Origin of the sequence: Alsobacter ponti (assembly GCF_024294805.1) — a bacterium.
Lineage (GTDB): Bacteria > Pseudomonadota > Alphaproteobacteria > Rhizobiales > Beijerinckiaceae > Alsobacter > Alsobacter ponti.
The window spans coordinates 38,499-59,466 of record NZ_JANCLU010000016.1 but is presented as its reverse complement, the minus strand read 5'-3'; the positions used below and the strand labels follow the sequence as shown (position 1 = coordinate 59,466).

At 68.0% G+C, this 20,968-nt stretch carries 18 protein-coding genes; 15 read left to right on the top strand and 3 right to left on the bottom strand.

The window, feature by feature from the left end:
* Positions 1–2: 2 nt before the first annotated feature.
* From NK718_RS15775 to NK718_RS15760, 4 genes are all read left to right on the top strand, one after another.
* A complete protein-coding gene (locus NK718_RS15775) occupies positions 3–791 on the top strand; it encodes a cyclase family protein (RefSeq protein ID WP_254744205.1) in 789 nt (262 codons plus the stop codon).
* Between the two features lie 186 nt (positions 792–977).
* Entirely contained in the window at positions 978–1,388 is a 411-nt protein-coding gene (locus NK718_RS15770; RefSeq protein WP_254744203.1) for a MarR family winged helix-turn-helix transcriptional regulator, read from the top strand.
* A 259-nt stretch (positions 1,389–1,647) separates the two neighbouring features.
* A complete protein-coding gene (locus NK718_RS15765; protein WP_254744201.1) occupies positions 1,648–2,760 on the top strand; it encodes an acyl-CoA dehydrogenase family protein in 1,113 nt (370 codons plus the stop codon).
* Positions 2,760–4,028: an acyl-CoA dehydrogenase family protein gene (locus NK718_RS15760; protein ID WP_254744199.1), complete on the top strand. Its 1,269-nt coding sequence runs from the start codon at positions 2,760–2,762 to the stop codon at positions 4,026–4,028. Before NK718_RS15765 ends, NK718_RS15760 begins: the two co-directional genes overlap by 1 nt.
* Positions 4,029–4,058: 30 nt before the next feature.
* Here the strand turns inward: NK718_RS15760 and NK718_RS15755 are convergent, their stop codons facing one another.
* Complete coding sequence (locus NK718_RS15755; RefSeq protein ID WP_254744197.1) at positions 4,059–4,967, bottom strand: LysR family transcriptional regulator; 909 nt, start codon at positions 4,965–4,967, stop codon at positions 4,059–4,061.
* 155 nt (positions 4,968–5,122) lie between these two features.
* On the opposite strand from NK718_RS15755, the gene NK718_RS15750 reads away from it, so the two are divergent.
* The 7 genes from NK718_RS15750 (at position 5,123) to NK718_RS15720 (ending at position 13,277) form a co-directional block, all read left to right on the top strand.
* Positions 5,123–6,457, top strand: a complete 1,335-nt coding sequence (locus NK718_RS15750; protein WP_254744195.1) for an ABC transporter substrate-binding protein — start codon at positions 5,123–5,125, stop codon at positions 6,455–6,457.
* Positions 6,458–6,521: 64 nt separating this feature from the next.
* Positions 6,522–8,042, top strand: coding sequence for an argininosuccinate lyase (gene argH, locus NK718_RS15745; RefSeq protein ID WP_254744193.1), 1,521 nt, complete (start codon positions 6,522–6,524; stop codon positions 8,040–8,042).
* Between the two features lies 1 nt (position 8,043).
* On the top strand, positions 8,044–9,102 hold the full coding sequence (locus tag NK718_RS15740) for an ABC transporter ATP-binding protein (protein WP_254744191.1): 1,059 nt from the start codon (positions 8,044–8,046) through the stop codon (positions 9,100–9,102).
* The gene (locus NK718_RS15735; protein WP_254744189.1) at positions 9,095–9,991 is read left to right on the top strand and encodes a carbohydrate ABC transporter permease; all 897 of its coding nucleotides are present in this window, start codon (positions 9,095–9,097) and stop codon (positions 9,989–9,991) included. Before NK718_RS15740 ends, NK718_RS15735 begins: the two co-directional genes overlap by 8 nt.
* Positions 9,988–10,893 carry a carbohydrate ABC transporter permease gene (locus NK718_RS15730; RefSeq protein WP_254744187.1) on the top strand — a complete coding sequence of 302 codons (906 nt, stop codon included), beginning with the start codon at positions 9,988–9,990 and terminating at the stop codon, positions 10,891–10,893. The genes NK718_RS15735 and NK718_RS15730 overlap by 4 nt, the downstream gene beginning before the upstream one ends.
* 22 nt (positions 10,894–10,915) lie before the next feature.
* Positions 10,916–12,022, top strand: coding sequence for a mandelate racemase/muconate lactonizing enzyme family protein (locus NK718_RS15725; RefSeq protein ID WP_254744185.1), 1,107 nt, complete (start codon positions 10,916–10,918; stop codon positions 12,020–12,022).
* Between the two features lie 10 nt (positions 12,023–12,032).
* Positions 12,033–13,277, top strand: coding sequence for an MFS transporter (locus NK718_RS15720; protein WP_254744183.1), 1,245 nt, complete (start codon positions 12,033–12,035; stop codon positions 13,275–13,277).
* 53 nt (positions 13,278–13,330) lie between these two features.
* Here the strand turns inward: NK718_RS15720 and NK718_RS15715 are convergent, their stop codons facing one another.
* Positions 13,331–14,077 (bottom strand): GntR family transcriptional regulator, encoded by a 747-nt coding sequence (locus NK718_RS15715; protein ID WP_254744181.1) that lies wholly within the window; start codon positions 14,075–14,077, stop codon positions 13,331–13,333.
* Positions 14,078–14,080: 3 nt separating this feature from the next.
* A complete protein-coding gene (locus NK718_RS15710) occupies positions 14,081–16,162 on the bottom strand; it encodes an acetate--CoA ligase family protein (RefSeq protein ID WP_254744179.1) in 2,082 nt (693 codons plus the stop codon).
* A 194-nt stretch (positions 16,163–16,356) separates the two neighbouring features.
* Between NK718_RS15710 and NK718_RS15705 the strand changes: the two genes are divergently transcribed.
* The 4 genes from NK718_RS15705 to NK718_RS15690 all read left to right on the top strand — a co-directional run bounded on the left by NK718_RS15705 (position 16,357) and on the right by NK718_RS15690 (position 20,966).
* Positions 16,357–16,851, top strand: coding sequence for a MaoC family dehydratase (locus tag NK718_RS15705; RefSeq protein ID WP_371877306.1), 495 nt, complete (start codon positions 16,357–16,359; stop codon positions 16,849–16,851).
* A gap of 78 nt (positions 16,852–16,929) precedes the next feature.
* On the top strand, positions 16,930–18,096 hold the full coding sequence (locus NK718_RS15700) for an acyl-CoA dehydrogenase family protein (protein ID WP_254744175.1): 1,167 nt from the start codon (positions 16,930–16,932) through the stop codon (positions 18,094–18,096).
* 32 nt (positions 18,097–18,128) lie between these two features.
* Complete coding sequence (locus NK718_RS15695) at positions 18,129–19,013, top strand: HpcH/HpaI aldolase/citrate lyase family protein (protein WP_254744173.1); 885 nt, start codon at positions 18,129–18,131, stop codon at positions 19,011–19,013.
* 279 nt (positions 19,014–19,292) lie between these two features.
* Positions 19,293–20,966 carry an AMP-binding protein gene (locus tag NK718_RS15690; protein ID WP_254744171.1) on the top strand — a complete coding sequence of 558 codons (1,674 nt, stop codon included), beginning with the start codon at positions 19,293–19,295 and terminating at the stop codon, positions 20,964–20,966.
* Positions 20,967–20,968 lie beyond the last annotated feature (2 nt).

Here is a 20,968-nt window from a genome sequence, read left to right as displayed (position 1 = left end):
GCATGGATGCGAAGGCGAGTTTGGGCGGCCTGGCCGCCGGCCTGTTGAGCGGCGACATCGAGGTGGTGGACCTCACCGCGCCCCTCGGCCCCGAAACCCCGGTCATCTACCTGCCGCCCCAGTTCGGCAAGAACACGCCCCGGGTGAAGGTCCACACCATCTCCCACTACGACCAGGACGGGCCGTTCTGGGCCTGGAACTGGCTCGAGCTGGGCGAGCATACGGGGACGCATTTCGACGCGCCGTGCCACTGGATCACCGGCAAGGACAACCCGGACAGTACGACGGACACGATCCCGCCCGGCCGCTTCGTCGCGCCCGCCAACGTGATCGACCGCTCGCCGGAGGTGAGGTCCAACCCCGACTACCTCCTGACCGTCGACAGCATCCGGCAGTGGGAGAGCGAGCACGGGGCCATCGAGGCGGGCAGCTGGGTCCTGATGCGGACCGACTGGTACAAGCGCAACGGCTCCGACGCCGAATTTCTCAACGCCGACGAGAACGGGCCGCACTCTCCCGGGCCGACCGCGGACGCCATCTCCTATCTCATCGACAAGGGCGTCATCGGCTGGGGCGTGGAGACGGTGGGAACCGACGCCGGCTCGGCGGGGGGAATGGACCCGCCCTTCCCGGCGCACAACCTCATGCACAAGGCCAACCGCTATGGCCTGGCGAGCCTGTGCCAGCTCGACCGGCTGCCGCCGAAGGGCGCGATCCTCATCGCCGCCCCGCTCAAGATCGTGAACGGCACCGGTTCCCCGGTGAGGGCCCTTGCGCTCACCTTCCGATAGCAAGCAGACTTCGCGCGTTGCCGACGAGGCCGCTCCGGCATTCGCGCGAGTCGTTGTTGATGCCGCCGGCGCGGTGAAGTAGGTGAGCCCGATTGCTTTAGGATCCGAACATTGACCCGTTCCCCCTCCAGAATCGAACAGCGGAACACTTCGCAGGGGTCCGTTCGCCTGCGCATGTGGCTCCGCATGGCGAATTGCTACGCCATCGTCGACAGGCAGCTGAGAAAGAACCTGGCGGCGGAGTTCGACATGACTCTCGTCCGCTTCGATATCCTGGCCACGCTGGACAGGCACCCGGACGGGCTGAGCATGAGCGACCTTTCCGCCGAGCTGTTCGTCACGGCGGGCAATATCAGCGGGATCGTGCGCGACCTGAAGGAGCAGAAACTGGTGACGACGTCGACGGCGCAGACGGACCGGAGATCGTCCATCGTTTCGCTCACCGACAGTGGCCGCGCCTGCGCCGCCAAGCTCAACGCGGCGCATCAGGCCTGGGTCGAGGACCTGCTGGGCGGCATGTCCCAGTCGCAGTCGATGCAGCTCATGGAACTGCTCGGGGCCGTGAGAAAGCAGCTCGCCGCGCGCGGGCTTTCGTAGCTTCGCGACCGTCCGTCTCGTCGCCGTCCCGGCCCAGCCGGAACCCCGGCCGTCGAAGCCGCGGGGACGCGCGTGACGCGGGCGTTCCGCCCGGCGGACCGTCGGATTCCGTGTCTTCGCGGATGGCCGTGAACACCCCGGCGTGACCGGCGGAACACATCGGTTTGCGGAGCTCCGACTCCGCAAGCTTTAGAACTAAAGTAGTTTGACTGGACCCTCGGCCTTGTGCACTCTCGGTCCATCGGGAAGGGAATTCGGCATGGACTTCGGTTTCAGCTCCGAACAGGAGGAGCTCAGGCAATCGCTGCGCACGCTGCTCGCCCGCGAGTGCGACATGGGCAGGGTTCGCGCCGCGCTCGACGGCCGCGTCGCCTTCGACGAGCCGCTCTGGCGGGCGCTCGCGGAGTTCGGCGCGATGGGCGTCGCCATTCCGGAAGAGTATGGCGGGCTGGGCCTGGGGCTTCTCGAACTCTGCGTGATCGCCGAGGAGCTCGGCCGCGCCGTCGCGCCGGTTCCGTTCTCCTCCGCCGTCTATCTCTACGCCCAACTCGTCCTGGCCTTCGGCAGCGAGCGGCAGCGCCGCGACCGCCTGCCGCAAATCGCGGCGGGACGGGAGATCGGCACGTGCCCGGCGGATGCGCTCATGTCCCCCGACAGGACGTCGCTGCGCGTGAGCCGCGGCCGCCTGACGGGCCGCGTCCCCATGGCGCATGACGGCCTGGTGGCGGACTGGGCCGTCCTGCCCGCCCTCGACGAGGAGGGCCGGTTGGGGCTTTACCTCGCCCGCCTTTCCGGACCCGGAGCGGCCCGGGAGCCGCTCGCCTCCATCGACCCGACGCGGACCTGCGCCTCCCTCGTCTTCACCGATTGCGAGGTCGAGAGGCTGGGCGACGGCGTCGAGATGCCGGACCTCTCCCGCGTCGTCGACACGGCGGCCGTGCTGCTGGCCTTCGAACAGCTCGGAGGGGCCGAGCGGGCGCTGGAGGCGGGCTGCGACTATGCGCGGCAGCGCGTCGCGTTTGGGCGTCAGATCGGCTCCTTCCAGGCCATCAAGCACATGCTGGCCAACATGTACGTCGCCAAGACGCTGGCCCGCTCGAACGCCTATTACGGCGCGTGGGCGATGGCGACCGGCCATGGGGAACTGCCCGTGGCGGCGGCGACGGCGCGCGTCAGCGCGACGCAAGCGTTCCAGGAGTGCGCCATGAACGCCATCCAGGTGCATGGCGGCGTGGGCTTCACCTGGGACTACGATTGCCACGTCTTCTTCAGGCGGTCCAACGCGCTGGCGCTCGTGCTCGGGCCCCTGTCGACATGGGAAAGTCTCCTGGTGGAGAGACTGCGGGACGGCGCCCGGACGGGAGACGCGTGATGGATTTTTCGGATACCCCGGCGGAAGCCGCCTTCCGCGCCGAGGCGCGGCGGTGGATCGCGGCGAACGCGCCGTCGCAGCACCGCGTCGCGCTCGAGCGGTCGAGCTTCGGCGTTCTGCGCGTCGGCGGCGACGAGGCGGAGAAGCTGGCCATCTGCAGGGACTGGCAGCGGCGCAAGTTCGAGGGCGGCTGGGCTTGCCTGCACTGGCCGTCGGAGTATGGCGGGCGCGATGCCGGCCCGGTCGAGCGCCTGATCTGGGAGCAGGAGGAAGGCGTCTACGGCAAGCTCGGCGAGCGCTTCGTGATCGGCCAGGGCATGATCGGCCCGACGCTGATGGCGCACGGCTCGCCGGCGCACAAGCGCCGCCACCTCGTGCCGATGGCGTCGGGCGAGGAAATCTGGTGCCAGCTCTTCTCGGAGCCGGCGGCGGGATCCGATCTTGCCGGCATCCGCACGCGATGCGAGCGCACGGCGGGGGGCTGGCGCGTCAACGGCCAGAAGGTCTGGACGAGCGGCGCGCACTACTCGGACTGGGGCCTGATGCTGGCGCGCACCGACCCCTCCGTGCCGAAGCACCGGGGCTTGTCCATGTTCATCGTGAACATGCGGAGCCCGGGCGTCGAAATTCGCCCTATCCGCCAGATGAGCGGCCAGTCGGGGTTCAACCAGGTGTTCTTCACCGACGTGTTCATCCCCGACGAGGACATGCTCGGCGCGTCGGGGGACGGCTGGTCCATCGCGCTCACGACTTTGATGAACGAACGCCAGGCGGTGTCGTCCTCGATGACCACCGGCTTCGACGACATCTTCGATTTCTGCCTGCGCTTCGACTGGCGCGGCGGCAAGGCGATCGACGATCCCGTCGTCAGGTCGAAGCTGGCGACGTGGGCGGCCCGGACGTCCGGACTGCGCTTCACGGCGATGCGCACGATCTCCTCGGCGGCGCGGGGCGAGGTGCCCGGGCCCGAGAACTCGATCCTCAAGCTCGTCGCCGGCATGACCATGCAGGAGATCGCCAAGTTCGCGCTCGACCTGCAGGGCGCGGCCGGCATGGTCGCCTCGCCGGAGTTCGCCGAGGAGGAGGGCAAGTTCCAGCTGATGCTGCTGCGCTCGCCGGGCATGCGGGTGGAAGGCGGCACAGACGAAATCCAGCGCAACATCCTCGCCGAACGCGTGCTGGGCATGCCCCCCGACCACCGGGTCGACAAGGACGTGAGCTTCGCCGCCCTCATGCAGGCGGCCGGCGACGCCGCCCGGCGGTCGTGACGGAGGCGGGGAGCGACGCCGCTCCCCCGCTCAACTCGCAATGCGGGACGGGATCGCGCGCAGGATGGCGGTGGCGCGGGCGGCGACCTCCCGCCCGGCGCGGCTCAGCGGGCGCTGCTGCGTGGTCACCAGGACGGCGTGGCGCAGGATGCGGGGCTCCACGATCGCGCTGCTGGTGAAGCGGTTGCTGGCCGCGTCCTCGACGATGGTGTGCGGGGCCTTGATCATGTAGCAGCCGCAGCGCTCGGCGACCTGCTTCTGGGCGACGATGGAATCGGCGTCCACGACCACGTTGAGCGACACGCGCCGGCTGCGGGCCGCGCTCTCGACGGCCATGCGCAGCCCGTTCGGCAAGGCCGGCAGGATCAGCGGATACCGCCCGAGTTCGGCGACCGGCGTTTCGCGGGGTAGCGGCGGGCCGTCGCTGGGCCCGGCGAGGACGAGATGGGACGCCACCAGCAGGCCCTGCGTGTCGCCGTCGGCCTCCCTGTACTTGCTGTAGATGCCGACCTCGATGTCGCCTTCCGACAGCCAGCGCTCGATCTGGTCGCTGAAGCCTTCATAGATGCGCAGGCGCACGTCGGGCAGGTCGCGGCGCAGCCCGTTGACGAGGTCGGGGACGACGTCCCCGACGAGGGAGGCCGGCAGCCCGAGCGAAACCACGCCCGACGGCTTGCGGCTGTGCGAGCGCAGCTCGGTGCTGAAGCGATCGGCTTCCGACAGAAGAAGCCGCGTGCGGGCGAACGCGATCTGGCCGAACTCGGTGAGGTCGACGCCGCGCCCCGTGCGGTGGAAGAGCTCGCCGTCCCAGGTCCTCTCGAGCTCCTTGACGATGCGGCTGATGGAGGGCTGGGTCAGCCCCATGGCCACCGCCGCCTTGGAAAAACTCTTCAATTCCGAGACGCGCAGGAAGACTCTCAGAGGTTGCAGATCCAGCATCGGCCCACCATTCGCAAGGCGAATATCCGATATTGATCGCATGTATTGGACGCATTGCAAACTCAAGGCTTACTCTCACCTCCCGAAAGTCCCGCGCCGACACGCGAAAACGCAGCGGCGCGCATCGTCATGACTTTTACGAGGAGGAAACCCCCATGCGGATTGGCATGCGTATCCGTTCGATTGCAGCCGGCGCCCTGCTCGCCGGCCTGATGTCCGGCACGGCGTCCGCCCAGCAGGTCGTGCGCTTTCTGCACAACGAGACGGACCCGCCGAGCATCGCGTTCTTCAACAACGCCATCAAGGCGTTCGAGGCCGAGAATCCCGGCGTGAAGATCGAGATGGAGGCCATCAGCACGGACGGCCGCCTCCAGAAGGTGATGAGCTCCATCACCACCAAGACGATGCCCGACCTGTTCAAGCTCCTGCCGGAGGAGCGGTTCGAGTTCGCCCGCAAGGGCTACCTCGTCGAACTCGACGACGTCCTGAAGTCCATCGGCGAGCAGGACTACGTGCCCGGCGCGCTGGTGAAGGTGTCGGGCAAGACCTACGACCTCCCCTACACGCTCGGCAATTTCAGCGTGTTCTGGAACCGCGCCGACCTGCTCAAGGCGAAGGGGCTGGAAACGCCGAAGAACTGGGACGAGCTGAAGAGCGCCGCGGCCGCGCTGACCGCCGGCGACCAGTTCGGCTTCGTCTTCCCGGCCGGCAAGAACCGCATGACGAGCGTCTACCTCTCGCAGATGATCTGGGCCGCGGGCGGCACCTATTTCGACAAGGACCTGAACGTCACCTTCAACAATCCCGGCACGGTGAAGGCGCTCCAGTTCCTCAAGGACATGGCGAAGTTCTCGCCGCCCGGCATCTCCTCCTACTCCTATTCGGAGATGATCAACTCCTACCTGACGGGCAAGATCGGCCTCGACATCTATGCCCCGCGGCTGGCCGCGAACGCCTTCTCCAACGCGCCCGACGTGTTCGCGAAGACCAACGGCGCGCCGGTTCCGGCCGGGCCCTCGGGCGTGGGCGTCAAGTTCGTCAACTCCAACAGCTTCGCCGTGGCCAGCGCCGCCGTGGGAGCGAAGAACATCGAGGGCGCCAAGAAGTTCCTGCAGTACCTCATCACCGGCGACAGGCTGCGCGACTTCTCCATGACCGCCTATCCGCATCTCGTCCCGCCGCTGAAGAGCGTGCAGGACAAGGTGGTCGAGGCCGGCGCCAAGGAGCTTGGCGGACGCCAGGAGCTGGCGCGGCTGGCCTTCGACACCTCCAACAGCCTGGACTTCGACTCCGAGGCCGGGGCCGTCGTCAAGGACGGCAAGGTCGTCAAGTCCGGCGTGATCAACCCCTATATCGGCTCGATCGTCGCGCGCGGCATTCCCGCCGCCGTGGTGCAGCGCGTCGTGCTCGAGGGAGAGGACCCGGCCAAGGCCGCCGCCTGGGGCCATGACCAGATGAAGCGCGTCGTCGACGAGCTGAAGAAGAACTGAGCACCCCGTCCCCCGCGAAGGCGCGGCCCGAGAGCGGGCCGCGCCCCCAGACCAAGGAACGGTCATGTCCGAAACTGTCTCGCTCCGCGAGCGCGTGAAATCGCCGCCGGCGCAGGCGCTGGTCGACGCGTATTACGCCCCAGCCGTCGCCAACGGCATCAGGTTCCAGTTCGAGCCGGAGATGCGCATCCATCTGGCGCATGCGCTGATGCTCGCGGATCGCGGCATCGTCGACCGGCAGCAGATCGCCCGCATTCTCGACGTGCTGCTCGCGCTGCTGGAGGCCGGCCCCGCCACGCTCGCCATCGACTACAAGCAGGAAGACCTCTACTCGTACGTCGAACGCCACATTGTGCAGGCGCTCGGTCCCGACACGGGCGGACGGCTGCACACGGCGCGCAGCCGCAACGACCTGCACGTCACCTCCTGGCGCCTCGCCCTGCGCGGGCGGCTTCTCAAGGTGCTCGACGCGTTGCTCGCCTTGCGCGCCACGGTGCTGCGCCTCGCCGACGACCACCGCGAAACGGTGATGCCGGGCTACACGCACACCCAGCACGCCCAGCCGATTTCGCTCGGCTACTACCTGCTCGCCTACGGCGATCTGCTGGCGCGCGATTTCAAGCGGCTGCGCGGCGCGCTGGAGCGCTGCGACCGCTCGCCGCTCGGCTCGGGCGCGCTCACCACGACAGGGTTCCCCATCGACCGCCAGGCGGTCGCCGACCGGCTCGGCTTCGCGGGCCTGCTGGAAGTCGCCTATGACGGCGTCTCCTGCCGCGACGACGTCCACGAGGCCGCGGCGGCCAACGCCGTGATGATGACCGGCCTGTCGCGGCTGGCCACCGACCTGCAGGCCTGGAACACGATGGAGTACGGCTTCATCGAAATGGACGACTCGTTCTCCAGCGTCTCCAGCATCATGCCGCAGAAGAAGAACCCGCAGGCGATGGAGTTCCTGAAGGCGGCGGCCGGCCACGTCACGGGAGCGCTGGCGACGGTTCTCGCCTGCAGCAAGAACACGCATTTCAGCGACGTCAACGACGGGGTGTCCAGCATCAACGTGCCGGCGCTGGAAGCGCTCGACCGCAGCGCGGCCGCGCTCGCGGTGGCCAAGGGGGCGCTGGACACGATGTCCGTTCGCCGCGACACGATGCTGCACGCGGCCGCGATCGGCTTCGGCACGGCCACGGAGCTCGCCGACGTGGTGGTGCGCGAAACGGGCCTGTCGTTCCGGATGGCGCACAACATCGTCGGGCGGGTGGTGCGCGAGACGATCGAGGCCGGCAAGACGGCGCTCGACATCACGTCGCAGGATCTCGACGCCGCCGCGAACGCCCTGTTCGGCCGCACCCTCGGCATCGACCCGCAAATCGTCCGCCAGGCGCTGGACCCGGCCGAGAACCTGAAGCTGCGCACGGTGACGGGCGGTCCCGCGCCCGACACGGTGGCGGACATGCTGGCGCGCCGGCGCGAGGCGCTTGCGGCCGACGAGGGCGACGTCGCGTCCGTCCGCGCGCATATCGCCGCGGCCGACGCCGCCCTGCTCGCCGAGGCGCGCGCGGCGCGCGCCTCCTCGAAGGGCGGCTGACATGGCGCGCGTCGAAATCCGCAACGTCGGCAAGATCTTCGGGAACTACAAGGCGGTCGACGACGTGAGCCTCACCATCGAGGATGGGGAGTTCGTCGTCCTGCTCGGCCCCTCGGGCTGCGGCAAGAGCACGCTGCTGCGCATGGTCGCCGGCCTGGAGCTGCCGACCTTCGGCGACATCGTCATCGGCGAGACGGTCGCCACGCGGCTGCGCCCGAAGGACCGGAACATCGCGATGGTGTTCCAGAACTACGCGCTCTACCCGCATTTGACGCTGTACGAGAACATCGCCTTCCCGCTGCGCGTCGCCGGCCGGCGCGGGGACGAGGTCGACAAGAAGGTGCGCTGGGCGGCCGGGCTCGTCGGCATCGAGCACCTGCTCGCCCGCAAGCCCCGCCAGACCTCCGGCGGCGAGCGCCAGCGCACCGCGCTGGCCCGCTCGCTGGTGCGCGACCCGGCGCTGTTCCTGCTCGACGAACCGCTGTCGAACCTCGACGCGAAGCTCCGCCATTCCGCCCGCGACGAACTGCGCACCTTCCAGGAGCGCGTGGGCATGACCGCCCTCTACGTGACGCACGACCAGGTCGAGGCCATGGGGCTCGGCGACCGCGTCGTCGTCATGCAGGGCGGGCGCGTACGCCAGGTCGGCACGCCGGAGGAGATCTACCTCTATCCCGCCGACACCTTCGTCGCGACCTTCATCGGCACGCCGCCGATGAACCTGATCGACATGCCGGGCGAGGTGCTCGGCGTTCGGCCCGAGAACCTGATGCCAGTGAGCTTCTTCGGCCAGGAGTCCGGGCTGCGGCGCATGACCATGCTCGTCTCGCGCATCGAGTTCCTCGGCAGCGACAAGCTGATCTACGGCGCGCTCGACGACCCGTTCGGGCAGGCCAAGGTGATCGCCCGGCTGCCCAGCAGCGTGCCGGCCGACATCCGCGAGGGCGAGCGCGCCCACTTCGCGGTGCGCGAGCACGAATTGCGGAGCTTCGACCCCCAGACGGGCCTGGCGCGACCCGCCCCGATCCCCCAGCGCGCGAGCGTCGCCAGCCATGGCTGAGACCCATACCGTCCAGCCCGGCGACCGCGCAATCGCCTACCTGACCCTCACCCCGAGCGCGGCGGTGCTTCTGCTGCTCGTGGCCGTGCCCACCATCACCGTGATCGGCATCAGCCTGCAGGATGTCGGCTTCGGCGAGATGAGCGGCCCGTGGATCGGGCTGGAGAACTTCGCCTGGGCGCTGACGAGCCGCACCTTCTGGACGGCGCTGAAGAACACCTTCGTCTGGGTGTTCGGCAGCGTGTCGCTCGAAATGATGCTCGGGCTCGGGCTGGCGCTTCTGCTCAACCGAACCTTCGCGCTGCGCGGCGTGGCGCGCGCCATCATCCTCGCGCCCTACCTCATCCCGACCGTGGTCGCCGTGCTCGTCTGGCGCTACATGTTCCACGACATCGTCGGCATCCTGAACTACATGCTGATGTCGGTCGGGCTCATCAGCAAGCCGATGGTCTGGCTCGCCAGCACCAGCACGGCGATGCTGTCCGTCATCATCGTGGGCGTGTGGAAGTTCTTCCCCTTCGTGGTGATCGCCCTGCTCGGCATCCTGCAGTCCATTCCGCAGGAGCAGTACGAGGCGGCCGAGATCGACGGCGCGAGCGCCTTCCAGCAGTTCTGGCGCATCACCCTGCCGCACATCCTGCCGGTGTTCCTGCTGACCGCGCTGCTGCGCACGATCTGGACGTTCCACAAGTTCGAGATCATCTACCTGCTGACCGGGGGCGGGCCGCTCGACTCCACCACGACGCTGCCGATCCTCGTCTACATCAAGGGCTTCGCCGATTTCGAGCTCGGCCGCGCCGCGGCGATCGCGCTGATCACCTTCTTCATCCTCGTCGTCCTGCTCGCCGTGTATTTCGGCTTCATGAAGCGCGCGGAGGCCCGGCAGTGACCAGCTACGACACCGCCGCCACCGTGATCGACCGCGCGCCGCCACGGCGCAACTACGAGGCGGCCGACATCCACTTCATCGCCTCCCGCGCGATGACCTACCTGCTCGCCCTGACGGCCTGCACCGTCGTCGGGTTCCCGCTGTTCTGGATGGTGATCTGCTCGTTCAAGCCGGCGACCGAGCTCTACATGTCGCCGCCCACCTTCCTGCCGCAGCAATGGACGCTGCAGAACTACCGCGACCTGTTCCTGCAGACGCGTTTCCCGACCTACTTCCTCAACAGCCTCATCGTCGCCTTCGGCGCGACGCTGCTGTCGCTGCTGGTCGGCGGGCTGGGCGCCTACAGCCTCAGCCGGTTCCGCTTCTTCGGCATCTCCGGTTTCTCCACGGTCACGCTGTTCTGCTACATGCTGCCCGAGGTGCTGATCGTCATCCCGCTCTACATCTACGTCGTGCAGTTCGGCCTCGCCGACACGCTGTTCTCGCTCATCGTGGCGAACACCGCCTTCACCCTGCCGCTCGCGCTGTGGTTCATGCGCTCCTACTTCAACGCCATCCCCGTGACGCTCGAGGAGAGCGCCATGATCGACGGCTGCACGCGGCTGCAGGCGATGTGGAAGGTCACCGTGCCGCTCGCCGTGCCGGGCCTCGTCTCCGTCAGCGTGTTCAGCTTCAACCACGCCTGGAACGAGTTCCTGTTCGCGCTGGTGTTCACCTCGTCCGAGCGCAACAAGGTCCTGCCGCTCGGCCTCGCCACGTGGATCGGGCAGGACAACATCTATTCCTGGGGCATGCTGCTGGCGTCCGCCGTGCTCGTCACGCTGCCCGTCCTCGTCTTCTACCTCGCCGTCCAGAAGAGGCTCGTCGTCGGCATGACCGAAGGCGCCTCCAAGGGCGAATGATCACGCGCCGAGAGAGGCAGACATGAAGATCCGCAGCGTATCGACCATCGCGGTCGAAATCCCCCTGACCAAGGTGTTCGGCGGCAGCCGCTACCGCGTGGCAACGCGCTGCACGGTGATCACGCGGATGGAGACCGACACCGGCCTCGTCAGCGAGGTCTACAACGGCGACAACCGCGACCATTCGCGCGAGATCGCCGAGATCGTCGAGAAGGAGCTCGCGCCGCTCGTCATCGGCGAGGACGTGTTCGCCGTCGAGCTGTGCTGGCAGCGCATGTTCAAGGCGGCGGAATGGAACCGCGACCGCAAGCTGGTGATGGAGGCCATCGCCTGCGTCGACACGGCCATGTGGGACCTGATGGGCAAGGCCACGGGCGTCAATGTCGGCCGCCTGCTCGGCGGCTACCGCAACGAGATCCCGATCATCGTCATCGGCGGCTACTACGAGAAGGACAAGACGCTGGCCGACCTCTCGCGCGAGATGGAGGGCCTGCGCGAGCGCGGGCTCGCCGGCTGCAAGGTCAAGGTGGGCGGCCTCACGCCGGAGGAGGACGCGGAGCGCGTCAAGGCCGCGCGCGAGGGCGGCGGGCCGGAGTTCATGATCGCCGTCGACGCCAATCGCGGCTGGTCGGTCGCCGAGGCCGTCCGCTTCGCCCGGATGATCGAGCAGTACGACATCGCCTGGTTCGAGGAGCCGTGTCACTGGTACGACGACGCGCGCATGATGGCCGATGTCCGCCGCGCCACGTCGATCCCGATCAACGCCGGCCAGAGCGAGGTGACCGCCGCCGGCGTGCGCCGCCTGATCTCCGCCGGCGCGGTGGACGTGGTCAATTTCGACGCCTCGGAGAGCGGCGGCATCACCGAGTGGCGGCGCGCCGCCGGCCTGTGCGCGCTGATGGGCGTGCGCATGGCGCATCACGAGGAGCCGCAGATCGCCATGCAGATGCTGTCGGCCATCCCGCACGGCGTCTGCGTGGAGTGCTTCGACCCCGTGCGCGACCCGCTGTGGGACAAGATGGTCGTCAACCGCCCCAGGCCCGAGCGCGGCATGATCAAGGTGCTGCAGGACCCCGGCTTCGGCCTGCAGCTCGACTGGGACATGGTGGAGCGCTACCGCATCCGCTGACGCCGGCGCCATGGCGGACGCGGCCCTCCCGAGCCACACGCAGGCCCGCCGCGCCCGGGTGAGATGGCACGGCCGCCTGATGCTGGCGGCAGGCTTCGCGCTGATGGCCGTCTCCGGCCTCGTCTGGAACTCGTTCTCCGTGTTCCTCGTGGCGCTGTCGGCGGAGCACGGCTGGTCCCGCACCGGCCTCTCCGCCGGCTTCAGCACGCTGGCCCTGACCAACGCGGTCTCCGCGCCCGCCATCGGCTGGCTGATGCTGCGCGTCGACAGCCGCCTCCTGCTGGGCGGCCTCTCCGTCGCGGCGGCGGCGGCGCTGCTGGCGGTGGCCTTCGTCGAGTCGCTGCCGGCCTTCGTCCTGCTCTACGGACTGGTGCTCGGCTTCACGCTGCACGCCTGCAGCTCCTACGCGATCTTCTCCGTGCTCGCCTGCCATATCCGCCGGCGGCTGGCCTCCGCGATGGCCGTCGTCGACTCCGGCGCGGGGCTCGCCGTGTTCCTCGGCCTGCCCCTCCTGCAGTGGGTGATCGACCGGGGCGGCACGCGGATGGCCTTCGCGCTGCTCGCCGGGCTGATGCTTGTCGTGTGCGGCGGGCTGAACCTGCTGGCCCTGCGTCCGCTGCGCCGGGGCAAGGCCGGGGCGGACGGACGGCGCTTCTGGCCGGCAAAGGGGCTGGCGCGGCCCGTGCTGCTGCTGGCGCTCGCCTACGGGCTCGGCAGCCTCGCCTATCACGGCTTCCTGTCGCAGCAAATCGCCCTGATGGAGGAGCGCAGCGTCCCGGTCGACGTCGCCGTGTGGATCGCCTCGACGGCTGGCCTCGCCACCTTCGCGTGGCGGCTCTCCTCCGGCCTGCTGGCCGACCGGGTGGGCCTGCTGCCGCTCGTGCTCGCCTGCCTGCTGGGCGCGGCCGCCGCCGTCGCCGGCCTCGCCTCGCTGTGGGCCGGACCGGCGGGGCCGCTTCTGTCGCTCTACCCCTTCGGCCTCGCCATCGGCTTCGGCGCGCAGGCCGTGCTGCTGGCGAGCGCCACGCGCGCCATGGTGTCCGGGCCCGATTTCGGCCTGGTGTTCGGCATGATGCGCTTCTGCGCCGGCCTCGGCATGTTCGCCGGCCCGATCCTCACCGCCGCCCTCGCCGACGCCCTCGGCGGCTACGGCCTCCCCCTCGCCGCCCTCGCCGCCCTCGCCCTCCTCCACTTCACCACCTTCGCCGCGGCGGCCTGGCGGGCGGAGGGGGTAGGTGGGGGGAGGGGTGGGTGAGCGGAGTGGGTGGGCGGAGCCGGTCGCGGGTTGGTCGGTGCGGCGCCGCCGGCTCACGCGGGCCTCTCCAGCGCGATCCGGACGCGGTAGCGTCCGCAGGGGAAGTGGGACAGGCCGGTCTCCACGAGCGCGCCGTCGCCCGAGTAAAACCTTGTCCTGACCAGCAGGATCGGCGTGCCGGCGGGAATGTTGAGCCGCGAGGCGATATTGGCGTCGGCCGCCGCGGCTTCCGTGTCCTGCAGCACCCGCCGCAAGACCACGCCGTGGTGCTCCTCGATCAGCGGGAATAGCCGCGTCTCCTCACCGATCAGGGGCACGATATCCTGGTAGCGCGGATCCAGATAGATTTCGGAATAGCAGAAGGGGTCCTCGCCTTCCTCCCGCCTGCGCAGGATCCCCACGCGGACCCACTCGGTTCCTGGCGTGTTGTCCAGCCGCTGCGCCAGCGCCGCATCGAGCCGAACGGTCTCACTCGTGAGAAGGGTGGCGTGCCCGAAGGTGGCGTAGTCGATCAGTTGCTCGACCGAGCGCACGGAATTGACGAAGCCGTCCTCCGGAGTCGCACTGCGCAAGACAGACCGTGCGCCCCGCCGCCGCTCGATATACCCTCGACCGGCGAGTTCGCGAAGCGCTTCGCGCACCGTGTTTCGCCCGACGCCGAAGCGCTCGACCAGTGTCATCTCGGACGGCAGGCATTCGCCGACGATCCATCGCCCCCCCGCGATTTCGCGCACGAGGGCCTCGGCGATCTGCCGATAGCCGGGGGCTCCCGCGCGGGCCTTGGGGACGGGCGCGTCCATGGCTCAGTCCGAGAGGGTCAGCTTGGCGTCGACAGCGACGAGACCCTTCTCCAGGACGAACACGGGGTTGATGTCGAGGGACTCGATCCGCGGCTCGGCGACGGCCAGGTCACCGATGCGCACGGCCGCGGCGATCAGCGCGGCGCCATCGCAGGCCCGGCCGCGATAGCCCGACAAGAGCTTTCCGAGCTTCGTGCCGGCGATGGCCGACTCGAGTTCGGCGGCCGTGAAGGGCGGCTTGATCACGACGGCGTCGTCAAGCAGTTCGACGAGGATGCCGCCCGCCCCCACCACCACGACCGGGCCGACGACAGGGTCGCGGGTCACGCCGATGATGGCCTCGAGACCGCCGGGCGCCATCTCCTCGACAAGCACGTCGCTCGCGCCTGCGTCGGCCTTGGCCAACGCCGCGCGGATCCGGCCATAGGCCGCGGCGATCTCGTCGTCGGTGCGCAGGTTCAGCGCCACCAGCCCATGCTCCGTCTTGTGGGCGATCGTGTCCGACAGCCCCTTCATCGCGAGTGGCCGCGCCAATGCGCCCAGCCCGGACAGTCCCGCCTCGTCGCGCACGACAACGGACCTGGGAACCGGAAAACCAACCTGGCCGATGACAGCCTTGCTGTCCGCCTCGTTGAGGAGACCGCTGCCGGCGGGAAGGGCGACCGCAGCGACACTGCCCGGCTCGGCCGGCTCGCAAGACGGACCGTGATAGGCGCGCAGCTTCGCCAGCGCGGCCCAGAGCGGCCTTGTGTCGTCGTAGACGGAAATTCCGTTCTCGAAGAACTGCTCGTATTCCTCGGCGGGGATCGCCGGCGAATGCAGGATCAGGTGATCGACGCCGCGTCTCCTCGCGTCGATCATCAGCTGCTGGACGGGCTTGCGGATGTCTTCCTTCAGCAGGACGAGCCCGAACACGATCACGTTGAACCCATCGCCATGGAAGATGTCGATGGCGTCGGGGATCACGGCGTTTCGCGCCGCGATATCGTAGGGATTGACCGGGTGGCTCTGGTTCGGGAGGGCGGCGAGCTTCGCGGCCGCTTCCGGCGACGGGTCCGGCAGGTCGAGACCGAAGACCGCCATCTCGTCGGCCGCCATCGCCGCGAACCCGCCCGAGATTGAGATGACGCACGGCTTGAGCGGGAACTTCAGCGGCCACTCGTAGCGTTCCAGGAGGTCGGCGAGCGCGGCCAGCGTCTCGATGTCCTCGGCGACGATCACGCCCTCCCGCTCAAGGAAGGCCACGGTGTTGCGATAGGACCCGGCGATGGCGCCGGTGTGCGTGAAGGCCGCCTTCTGGCCGCTCTCCGACTTGCCGACCTTGATGGCCACGACCGGCTTGCCCGCGGCGCGGCATTTGGCGAGCGCCTCCCGGAGCGCCTGCGCATTCCGGATCGTCTCGAGGAAGATCACGATGACCTTGGTCTCGGGATCCTCGGCCATGAAGGACAGGTAGTCGGCCACGGTCAGCAGGAGCTCGTTGCCGCACGTCACGGTCTTCGAGATTCCGATCCCGCGCGGCGCCATCTTGCGCAGCAGGGTCGAGACCATGCCCCCGCTCTGCGACACGACGCTCACCGAGCCAGGACGGACGCTCTTCGGGAACTGGTAGATCGGCGCGATGGCCATCGCGAGGCCGCTGCGCGGATTGGCCAGTCCGTTCGTGTTGGGCCCCACGATCGCGAGCCCGTACTGCTCGGCCAGCGCCGCGACCTTCCTGTCGAGGAGCTTGCCGGCCTCGCCGGCCTCGCCGAACCCCTGGGGCACCATGACGATCGAGCGGATGCCCTTCTTGCCGCACTCCTCGGCGGCGACGATCGCCGCCTCCGCGGGAATGTTGAGCATGGCCGCCTCGACGGTGTCCGGCAGGTCGGCGATGGTGGGGACGCAGGGATGCCCCATGATCTCCGTGTAGCGCGGGTTCACCGCGTAGATCTCGCCGGTGTAGCCGAGATTGTGCATGGCCACGATGGCCGAGCTGCCGAGCTTGGTGAGGTCCGGCGTCGCCCCGACGATGGCCACGGCCTTCGCCGTGAACAGCTTGCCGATCGCCTCCATGTCCGCCCGGTAACGTCGTTCAGCCATCGCCCGTCTCCTCCCCACCGTTGTCGGCGCAACACGCGACGGCGGCGCGCATTTCCAGACCAGACAACTCTCTCGTCGATTTCAAAACTTGGTGCCTGTTCGCACCAGATAAGTGGTGATCGAGCGCTCTGGCAAGCCATAAATGAGCCGAGTCGCTTGACAGGCATGAATTCGAGCGGAATAGTTGTCTGGACATGTTGAACGAGAGTCAACGAGGGAGGGCACACGAGATGACGCGCTATTACGAGGATCTGGAAGTCGGCCAGGTCTACAAACACCCCGTGACCCGCACGGCGACGGACGTCGACAACCTCCTGTACGTCACCCTGTCGCACAATCCGCAGCCGCTCCACATCGACGACGAGTTCGCCAAGAAGACGATGCATGGCACGCGCATCGTCTCGAGCCTGTGGACGCTCGCCTTCGTCAACGCGCAGGCGGTGATGCCGCTCACGCTGGGGACGACGCTGGGCAATCTCGGCTACGAGGAAATCCGCTTCCCCACCCCCGTGCGGATCGGCGACACGATCAGGTCCGAGACCCACATCGTCTCGATGCGCGAGAGCGCCAAGTACCCCAACGCAGGAATCGTGACCTTCGAACATGTCGGATACAACCAGCGAAACGAGGTCGTGGTCCGCGCCAAGCAGGTGAGCCTGCATCTGAAGAAGGCGCACGCCATCACCTGAGGGCCATCACCTGAGGGCATGGCGAGCCGAACGGCTCCCGACCCGCTTGGCCATCCTCCAGACAGGACGATCACGACAATGGACTTCTCGGAATCCGACGAGCGCAGGCAGATCCTCGAAGCTGTCGACGCGATGATGAAAGACTTCCCCGACGAATACTGGGCCGAGAAGGACGTGAAGCAGGAATTCCCATGGGAATTCTACAATGCCTTCGCCCGCAACGGCTATCTGGGCATGGCGATCCCCGAGGAATATGGCGGGGCCGGCCTGCCCTTCACCGAGGCGGCGCTGGTGCTGCAGCGTGTGGCGGCCAGCGGCGCCTGCCACGCCGGCGTGACGGCCGTCCACATCTCAGTGTTCGGCATGACCCCCGTCGTGAAGTTCGGCAGCGAGGAGATGAAGCGGAAGTACCTGCCTCCGCTGGTGAAGGGCGACCTGCATGTCTGCTTCGGCGTCACCGAGCCGGACGCCGGAACCGATACGACCCGCATCAAGACCACGGCCGTGCGGGACGGCGACCACTACGTCATCAACGGGAAGAAGGTCTGGACCTCGAAGGCCCTCGAGTCGTCGAAGTGCCTTCTCCTCGCCCGCACGACGCCGCTGTCGGAGTGCAAGAAGAAGACGGACGGCATGACGCTGTTCCTCGCCGACCTCGATCCCAAGCACGTCAGCATCCGCCCGATCCCGAAGATGGCGCGCGAGGCGGTCAAGTCGTGCGAGGTCTTCTACGACAATCTCCGCGTTCCGGTGTCGGATCGCGTCGGCGAGGAAGGCAAGGGCTTCCAGTATTTGCTCGACGGCCTGAACGCCGAGCGTATCGTCGTGGCGCTCGAGGCCATCGGCGCGGGACGCCGCGCCATCGAGCGCGCCGTCGCGTACGCGAAGGAACGCGTCATGTTCGGCCGGCCGATCGGCCAGAACCAGGGCGTGCAGTTCCCGATCGCCGACTCCGTGGCCAAGCTCGAGGCCGCGCAGCTCGTCGCCATGAAGGCGGCCTGGCTCTACGACAACGACAAGCCCTGCGGCGACGAGGCGAACATCGCCAAATATCTCGCCAGCGAAGCGGCTTTCGAGGCGTGTGACCGCGCCGTCCAGACCCATGGCGGCTACGGCTACGCCAAGGAGTATCACGTCGAGCGCTACTTCCGCGAGACGCGGGTCTGGAAGATCGCCCCGCTCGCGCAGAACTTCGTGCTCGCCTACATCGCCGAGAAGATGCTCGGCCTGCCGCGGTCTTATTGAGCGCCTCGACGCGCTGAGGGAAAGGGACGACCATGCGACCCATCCGCACGATGATGTACGTGCCCGGGCACAAGGAGAAATGGATCGAGAAGATCCCGACCTTCGGCTCGGACGTCGTGGTTCTCGACCTCGAGGACAGCGTGCCACACCACCTCAAGGAGCAGGCGCGCGGCATCGTGGCCGCCGCCGTCGCGAACCTCAAGGACTGTGGCTCGCGCATCTTCGTGAGGACCAACAAGGGTCGCTTCGCCTACGACTTCGACGACGTGCTCGCGGTGGTCCAGCCTGCGCTCGCGGGGATCATCGTGGCCAAGGCGGAAGACCCGCAGGACATCGAAGCCCTGTCGCGGATGATCGCCGAGGTCGAGCACCGCAAGGGGATGCGCCACGGCGCCTGCACCCTGATCCCGCCGATCGAGACCGCGCGGGCGGCGCAGTTCGTGTTCGAGATCGCGTCCAATCCACGCGTCGAGACGATCTGCGCCGTGTCGGCGCGGGGCGCCGACCTGGAACGCAACCTCGGCTTCACCTGGACGCCCGAAGGGCTCGAGACGCTTTATCACCGCTCGCAGGCCGTAATCGCCTGCAAGGCTGCCGGCAAGCGCTTCCCGATCGGCGGCATGTGGCAGGAGGTCCACGACCTCGAGGGCTTGCGCAAGCAGGCCCTGTTCAACAAGCAGCTGGGATTTGCAGGCGAGATCGTCCTGCACCCGTCGAATGTCCCGGTCATCAACGAGGTCTATTCCCCTTCACCAGAGCAGCTCGCCTTCTACCGCGGGATGATCGCCGCCTTTGCCGAGGCCGAGAAGAAGGGCGAAGGGGCCATCCTCTACAAGGGCGAGCACATCGACATCGCGCATGTCGAGACGGCGAAGGATTTCCTGGCCTTGTGGGATCGGGCGGGGGCGCCGGCCTGAAGCGCCCTGCGTCCACCGATCGAGATCAGTCAGGCCCGGCTCCGTCCGGGCCTTTTTCATCAGCCCTGTCTGTCTCCATGGTGAATGTCATTCTGTATGGGGAATTGTTCTTGCCCGACCGGGCCGTTCTTGGTAGCTAGTCGATGGGGTCCAAATCCTCCGCTGCCGGAGGATCGGACCACGGCCGGAGCCCGGTCCGCAACGCCCTGAGGGCGCAAGGCGGACGCGGACGGCATGCAGCAGGCGAGCAGGGTGCGGAGACCTTGCCGGGAGGACAGGATGATCGTCACGTATCCGCACTTCGAACCGCATTTTCCGCGCGACGAATGGGTCCTGCCCCGCATTCTCGAGCACCAGGCGCGCGTGCGCCCGGACCGTCCGGCCTTGTCCTGGACAGACGAAGGCACGCCGCTCAGCTATGCCGAGTTGAACGCGGAGGTGAACCGCTACGCCCACGGCCTGGCCGCCGCAGGCGTGAAGAAGGGCGACAAGGTCGTCCTGTACCTGCCGAACAGCCTCGAATTCGTGTTGCTCTGGTACGCCCTCACCAAGATCGGGGCTGTCGAGGTTCCGGTCGGCGAGATCCAGAAGGGCGCCTTCCTCGCCCACCAGCTGAAGCTCAGCGAAGCCCGGACGATGATCACCACGCCGGACCTCGTGGCGCGCGTCGCCGAGGTCGAGGCGGACGTTCCCGCGCTCGAACAGTGCTTCATCCTCGGCGCGCCCGACTGCGCCAGGCCGCAGGGGCTGTCCCGCGTCGCCATGCGCCGCGTGGAGGAGTTGCGCACCGCGAACGACGCGAACCCGGGCGTCGTCGTGACGCCCGAGGACATCGCGGCCGTCCTCTACACGTCGGGGACGACGGGCATGTCCAAGGGCGTGCTCATGACCCACTCGCACTTCTACTTCTTCGCCGAAGAGGATGTGCAGATGACGGGGCTGACGGAAGACGACGTCTACATGACCGGCTTTCCGTTCTTCCATGGCAACGCGCAGTTCCTGACGATCTATCCCTGCCTTCTCGTCGGAGCTCATTGCGTCCTGTACAAGAAGTTCAGCGCGTCCGACTATTTCGGGCGAGCCGCGCGCAGCGGGGCGACCGTGGCCAACCTGCTCGGCGCGACCATGGCGTTCATTCTCGCGTCGCCTCCGTCCGAGTACGACCGCAAGCATCGGCTGCGCACGATCTACGCGGCGCCGCTCTCCGTCGACCTCGCCGGCAAGTTCACCAAACGCTTCGGGCCCATCGAGTTCGTCGACGGGTTCGGGCAGACGGAGATCTCCAACATCTTCCAGACACCGCGGGGCGTCTACAGGCCCCCGGGCGCGTCGGGCGTCCTGATGGACCAGTGGTTCGAGGTGAAGCTCGCGGATCCCGATACGGACGAGCCCGTGCCGGAAGGCCAGGTGGGCGAACTCATGATCCGTCCGAAGGTCCCCGGCATCATCACCGTGGGCTATCTCGGCATGCCCGAGAAGACGGTGGAGGCCTGGAAGAACCTCTGGTTCCACACCGGCGACGCCATGCGGCGCGACGAGACCGGCTGGTACTACTTCGTGGACCGCGTGAAGGACGCCCTGCGGCGCCGGGGCGAGAACATCTCCTCCTTCGAGGTCGAGTCGGTGGTGCGCCAGTTCCCCAGTGTCGCCGAATGTGCCGTCATCGGCGTCGACGCCGACGAAGCGGGCGGGGAGAACGAGGTCATGGCCTGCATCGTTCTGAAGCAGGGCCAGACCATCGACTTCCCCGCGCTCATCGCCTTCTGCGACGAGCGCATGGGCGCGCACATGGTGCCGCGCTACCTCGAGGTCATGGACGCGCTGCCGCAGACGCCCTCCGAGAAGGTCAAGAAGAAGGAGCTGCGCGCCCGCGGCGTGACGGCGAACACCTGGGACCGGCAGGCCCATGGCGTCCGGCTCCAGAGCGAGATAAAAGCGGCGCGGCGGGCATGACC

What these genes read in the sequence shown, in the direction of transcription:
- NK718_RS15710 (WP_254744179.1), bottom strand. Translation starts at nt 16,162, where the DNA reads ATGGCTGAACGACGTTACCGGGCGGACATGGAGGCGATCGGCAAGCTG.
- NK718_RS15775 (WP_254744205.1), top strand. Translation starts at nt 3, where the DNA reads ATGGATGCGAAGGCGAGTTTGGGCGGCCTGGCCGCCGGCCTGTTGAGC.
- NK718_RS15695 (WP_254744173.1), top strand. Translation starts at nt 18,129, where the DNA reads ATGCGACCCATCCGCACGATGATGTACGTGCCCGGGCACAAGGAGAAA.
- NK718_RS15750 (WP_254744195.1), top strand. Translation starts at nt 5,123, where the DNA reads ATGCGGATTGGCATGCGTATCCGTTCGATTGCAGCCGGCGCCCTGCTC.
- NK718_RS15735 (WP_254744189.1), top strand. Translation starts at nt 9,095, where the DNA reads ATGGCTGAGACCCATACCGTCCAGCCCGGCGACCGCGCAATCGCCTAC.
- NK718_RS15700 (WP_254744175.1), top strand. Translation starts at nt 16,930, where the DNA reads ATGGACTTCTCGGAATCCGACGAGCGCAGGCAGATCCTCGAAGCTGTC.
- NK718_RS15725 (WP_254744185.1), top strand. Translation starts at nt 10,916, where the DNA reads ATGAAGATCCGCAGCGTATCGACCATCGCGGTCGAAATCCCCCTGACC.
- NK718_RS15760 (WP_254744199.1), top strand. Translation starts at nt 2,760, where the DNA reads ATGGATTTTTCGGATACCCCGGCGGAAGCCGCCTTCCGCGCCGAGGCG.
- NK718_RS15690 (WP_254744171.1), top strand. Translation starts at nt 19,293, where the DNA reads ATGATCGTCACGTATCCGCACTTCGAACCGCATTTTCCGCGCGACGAA.
- NK718_RS15765 (WP_254744201.1), top strand. Translation starts at nt 1,648, where the DNA reads ATGGACTTCGGTTTCAGCTCCGAACAGGAGGAGCTCAGGCAATCGCTG.
- NK718_RS15770 (WP_254744203.1), top strand. Translation starts at nt 978, where the DNA reads ATGGCGAATTGCTACGCCATCGTCGACAGGCAGCTGAGAAAGAACCTG.
- NK718_RS15720 (WP_254744183.1), top strand. Translation starts at nt 12,033, where the DNA reads ATGGCGGACGCGGCCCTCCCGAGCCACACGCAGGCCCGCCGCGCCCGG.
- NK718_RS15755 (WP_254744197.1), bottom strand. Translation starts at nt 4,967, where the DNA reads ATGCTGGATCTGCAACCTCTGAGAGTCTTCCTGCGCGTCTCGGAATTG.
- NK718_RS15740 (WP_254744191.1), top strand. Translation starts at nt 8,044, where the DNA reads ATGGCGCGCGTCGAAATCCGCAACGTCGGCAAGATCTTCGGGAACTAC.
- NK718_RS15705 (WP_371877306.1), top strand. Translation starts at nt 16,357, where the DNA reads ATGTTGAACGAGAGTCAACGAGGGAGGGCACACGAGATGACGCGCTAT.
- NK718_RS15715 (WP_254744181.1), bottom strand. Translation starts at nt 14,077, where the DNA reads ATGGACGCGCCCGTCCCCAAGGCCCGCGCGGGAGCCCCCGGCTATCGG.
- argH (WP_254744193.1), top strand. Translation starts at nt 6,522, where the DNA reads ATGTCCGAAACTGTCTCGCTCCGCGAGCGCGTGAAATCGCCGCCGGCG.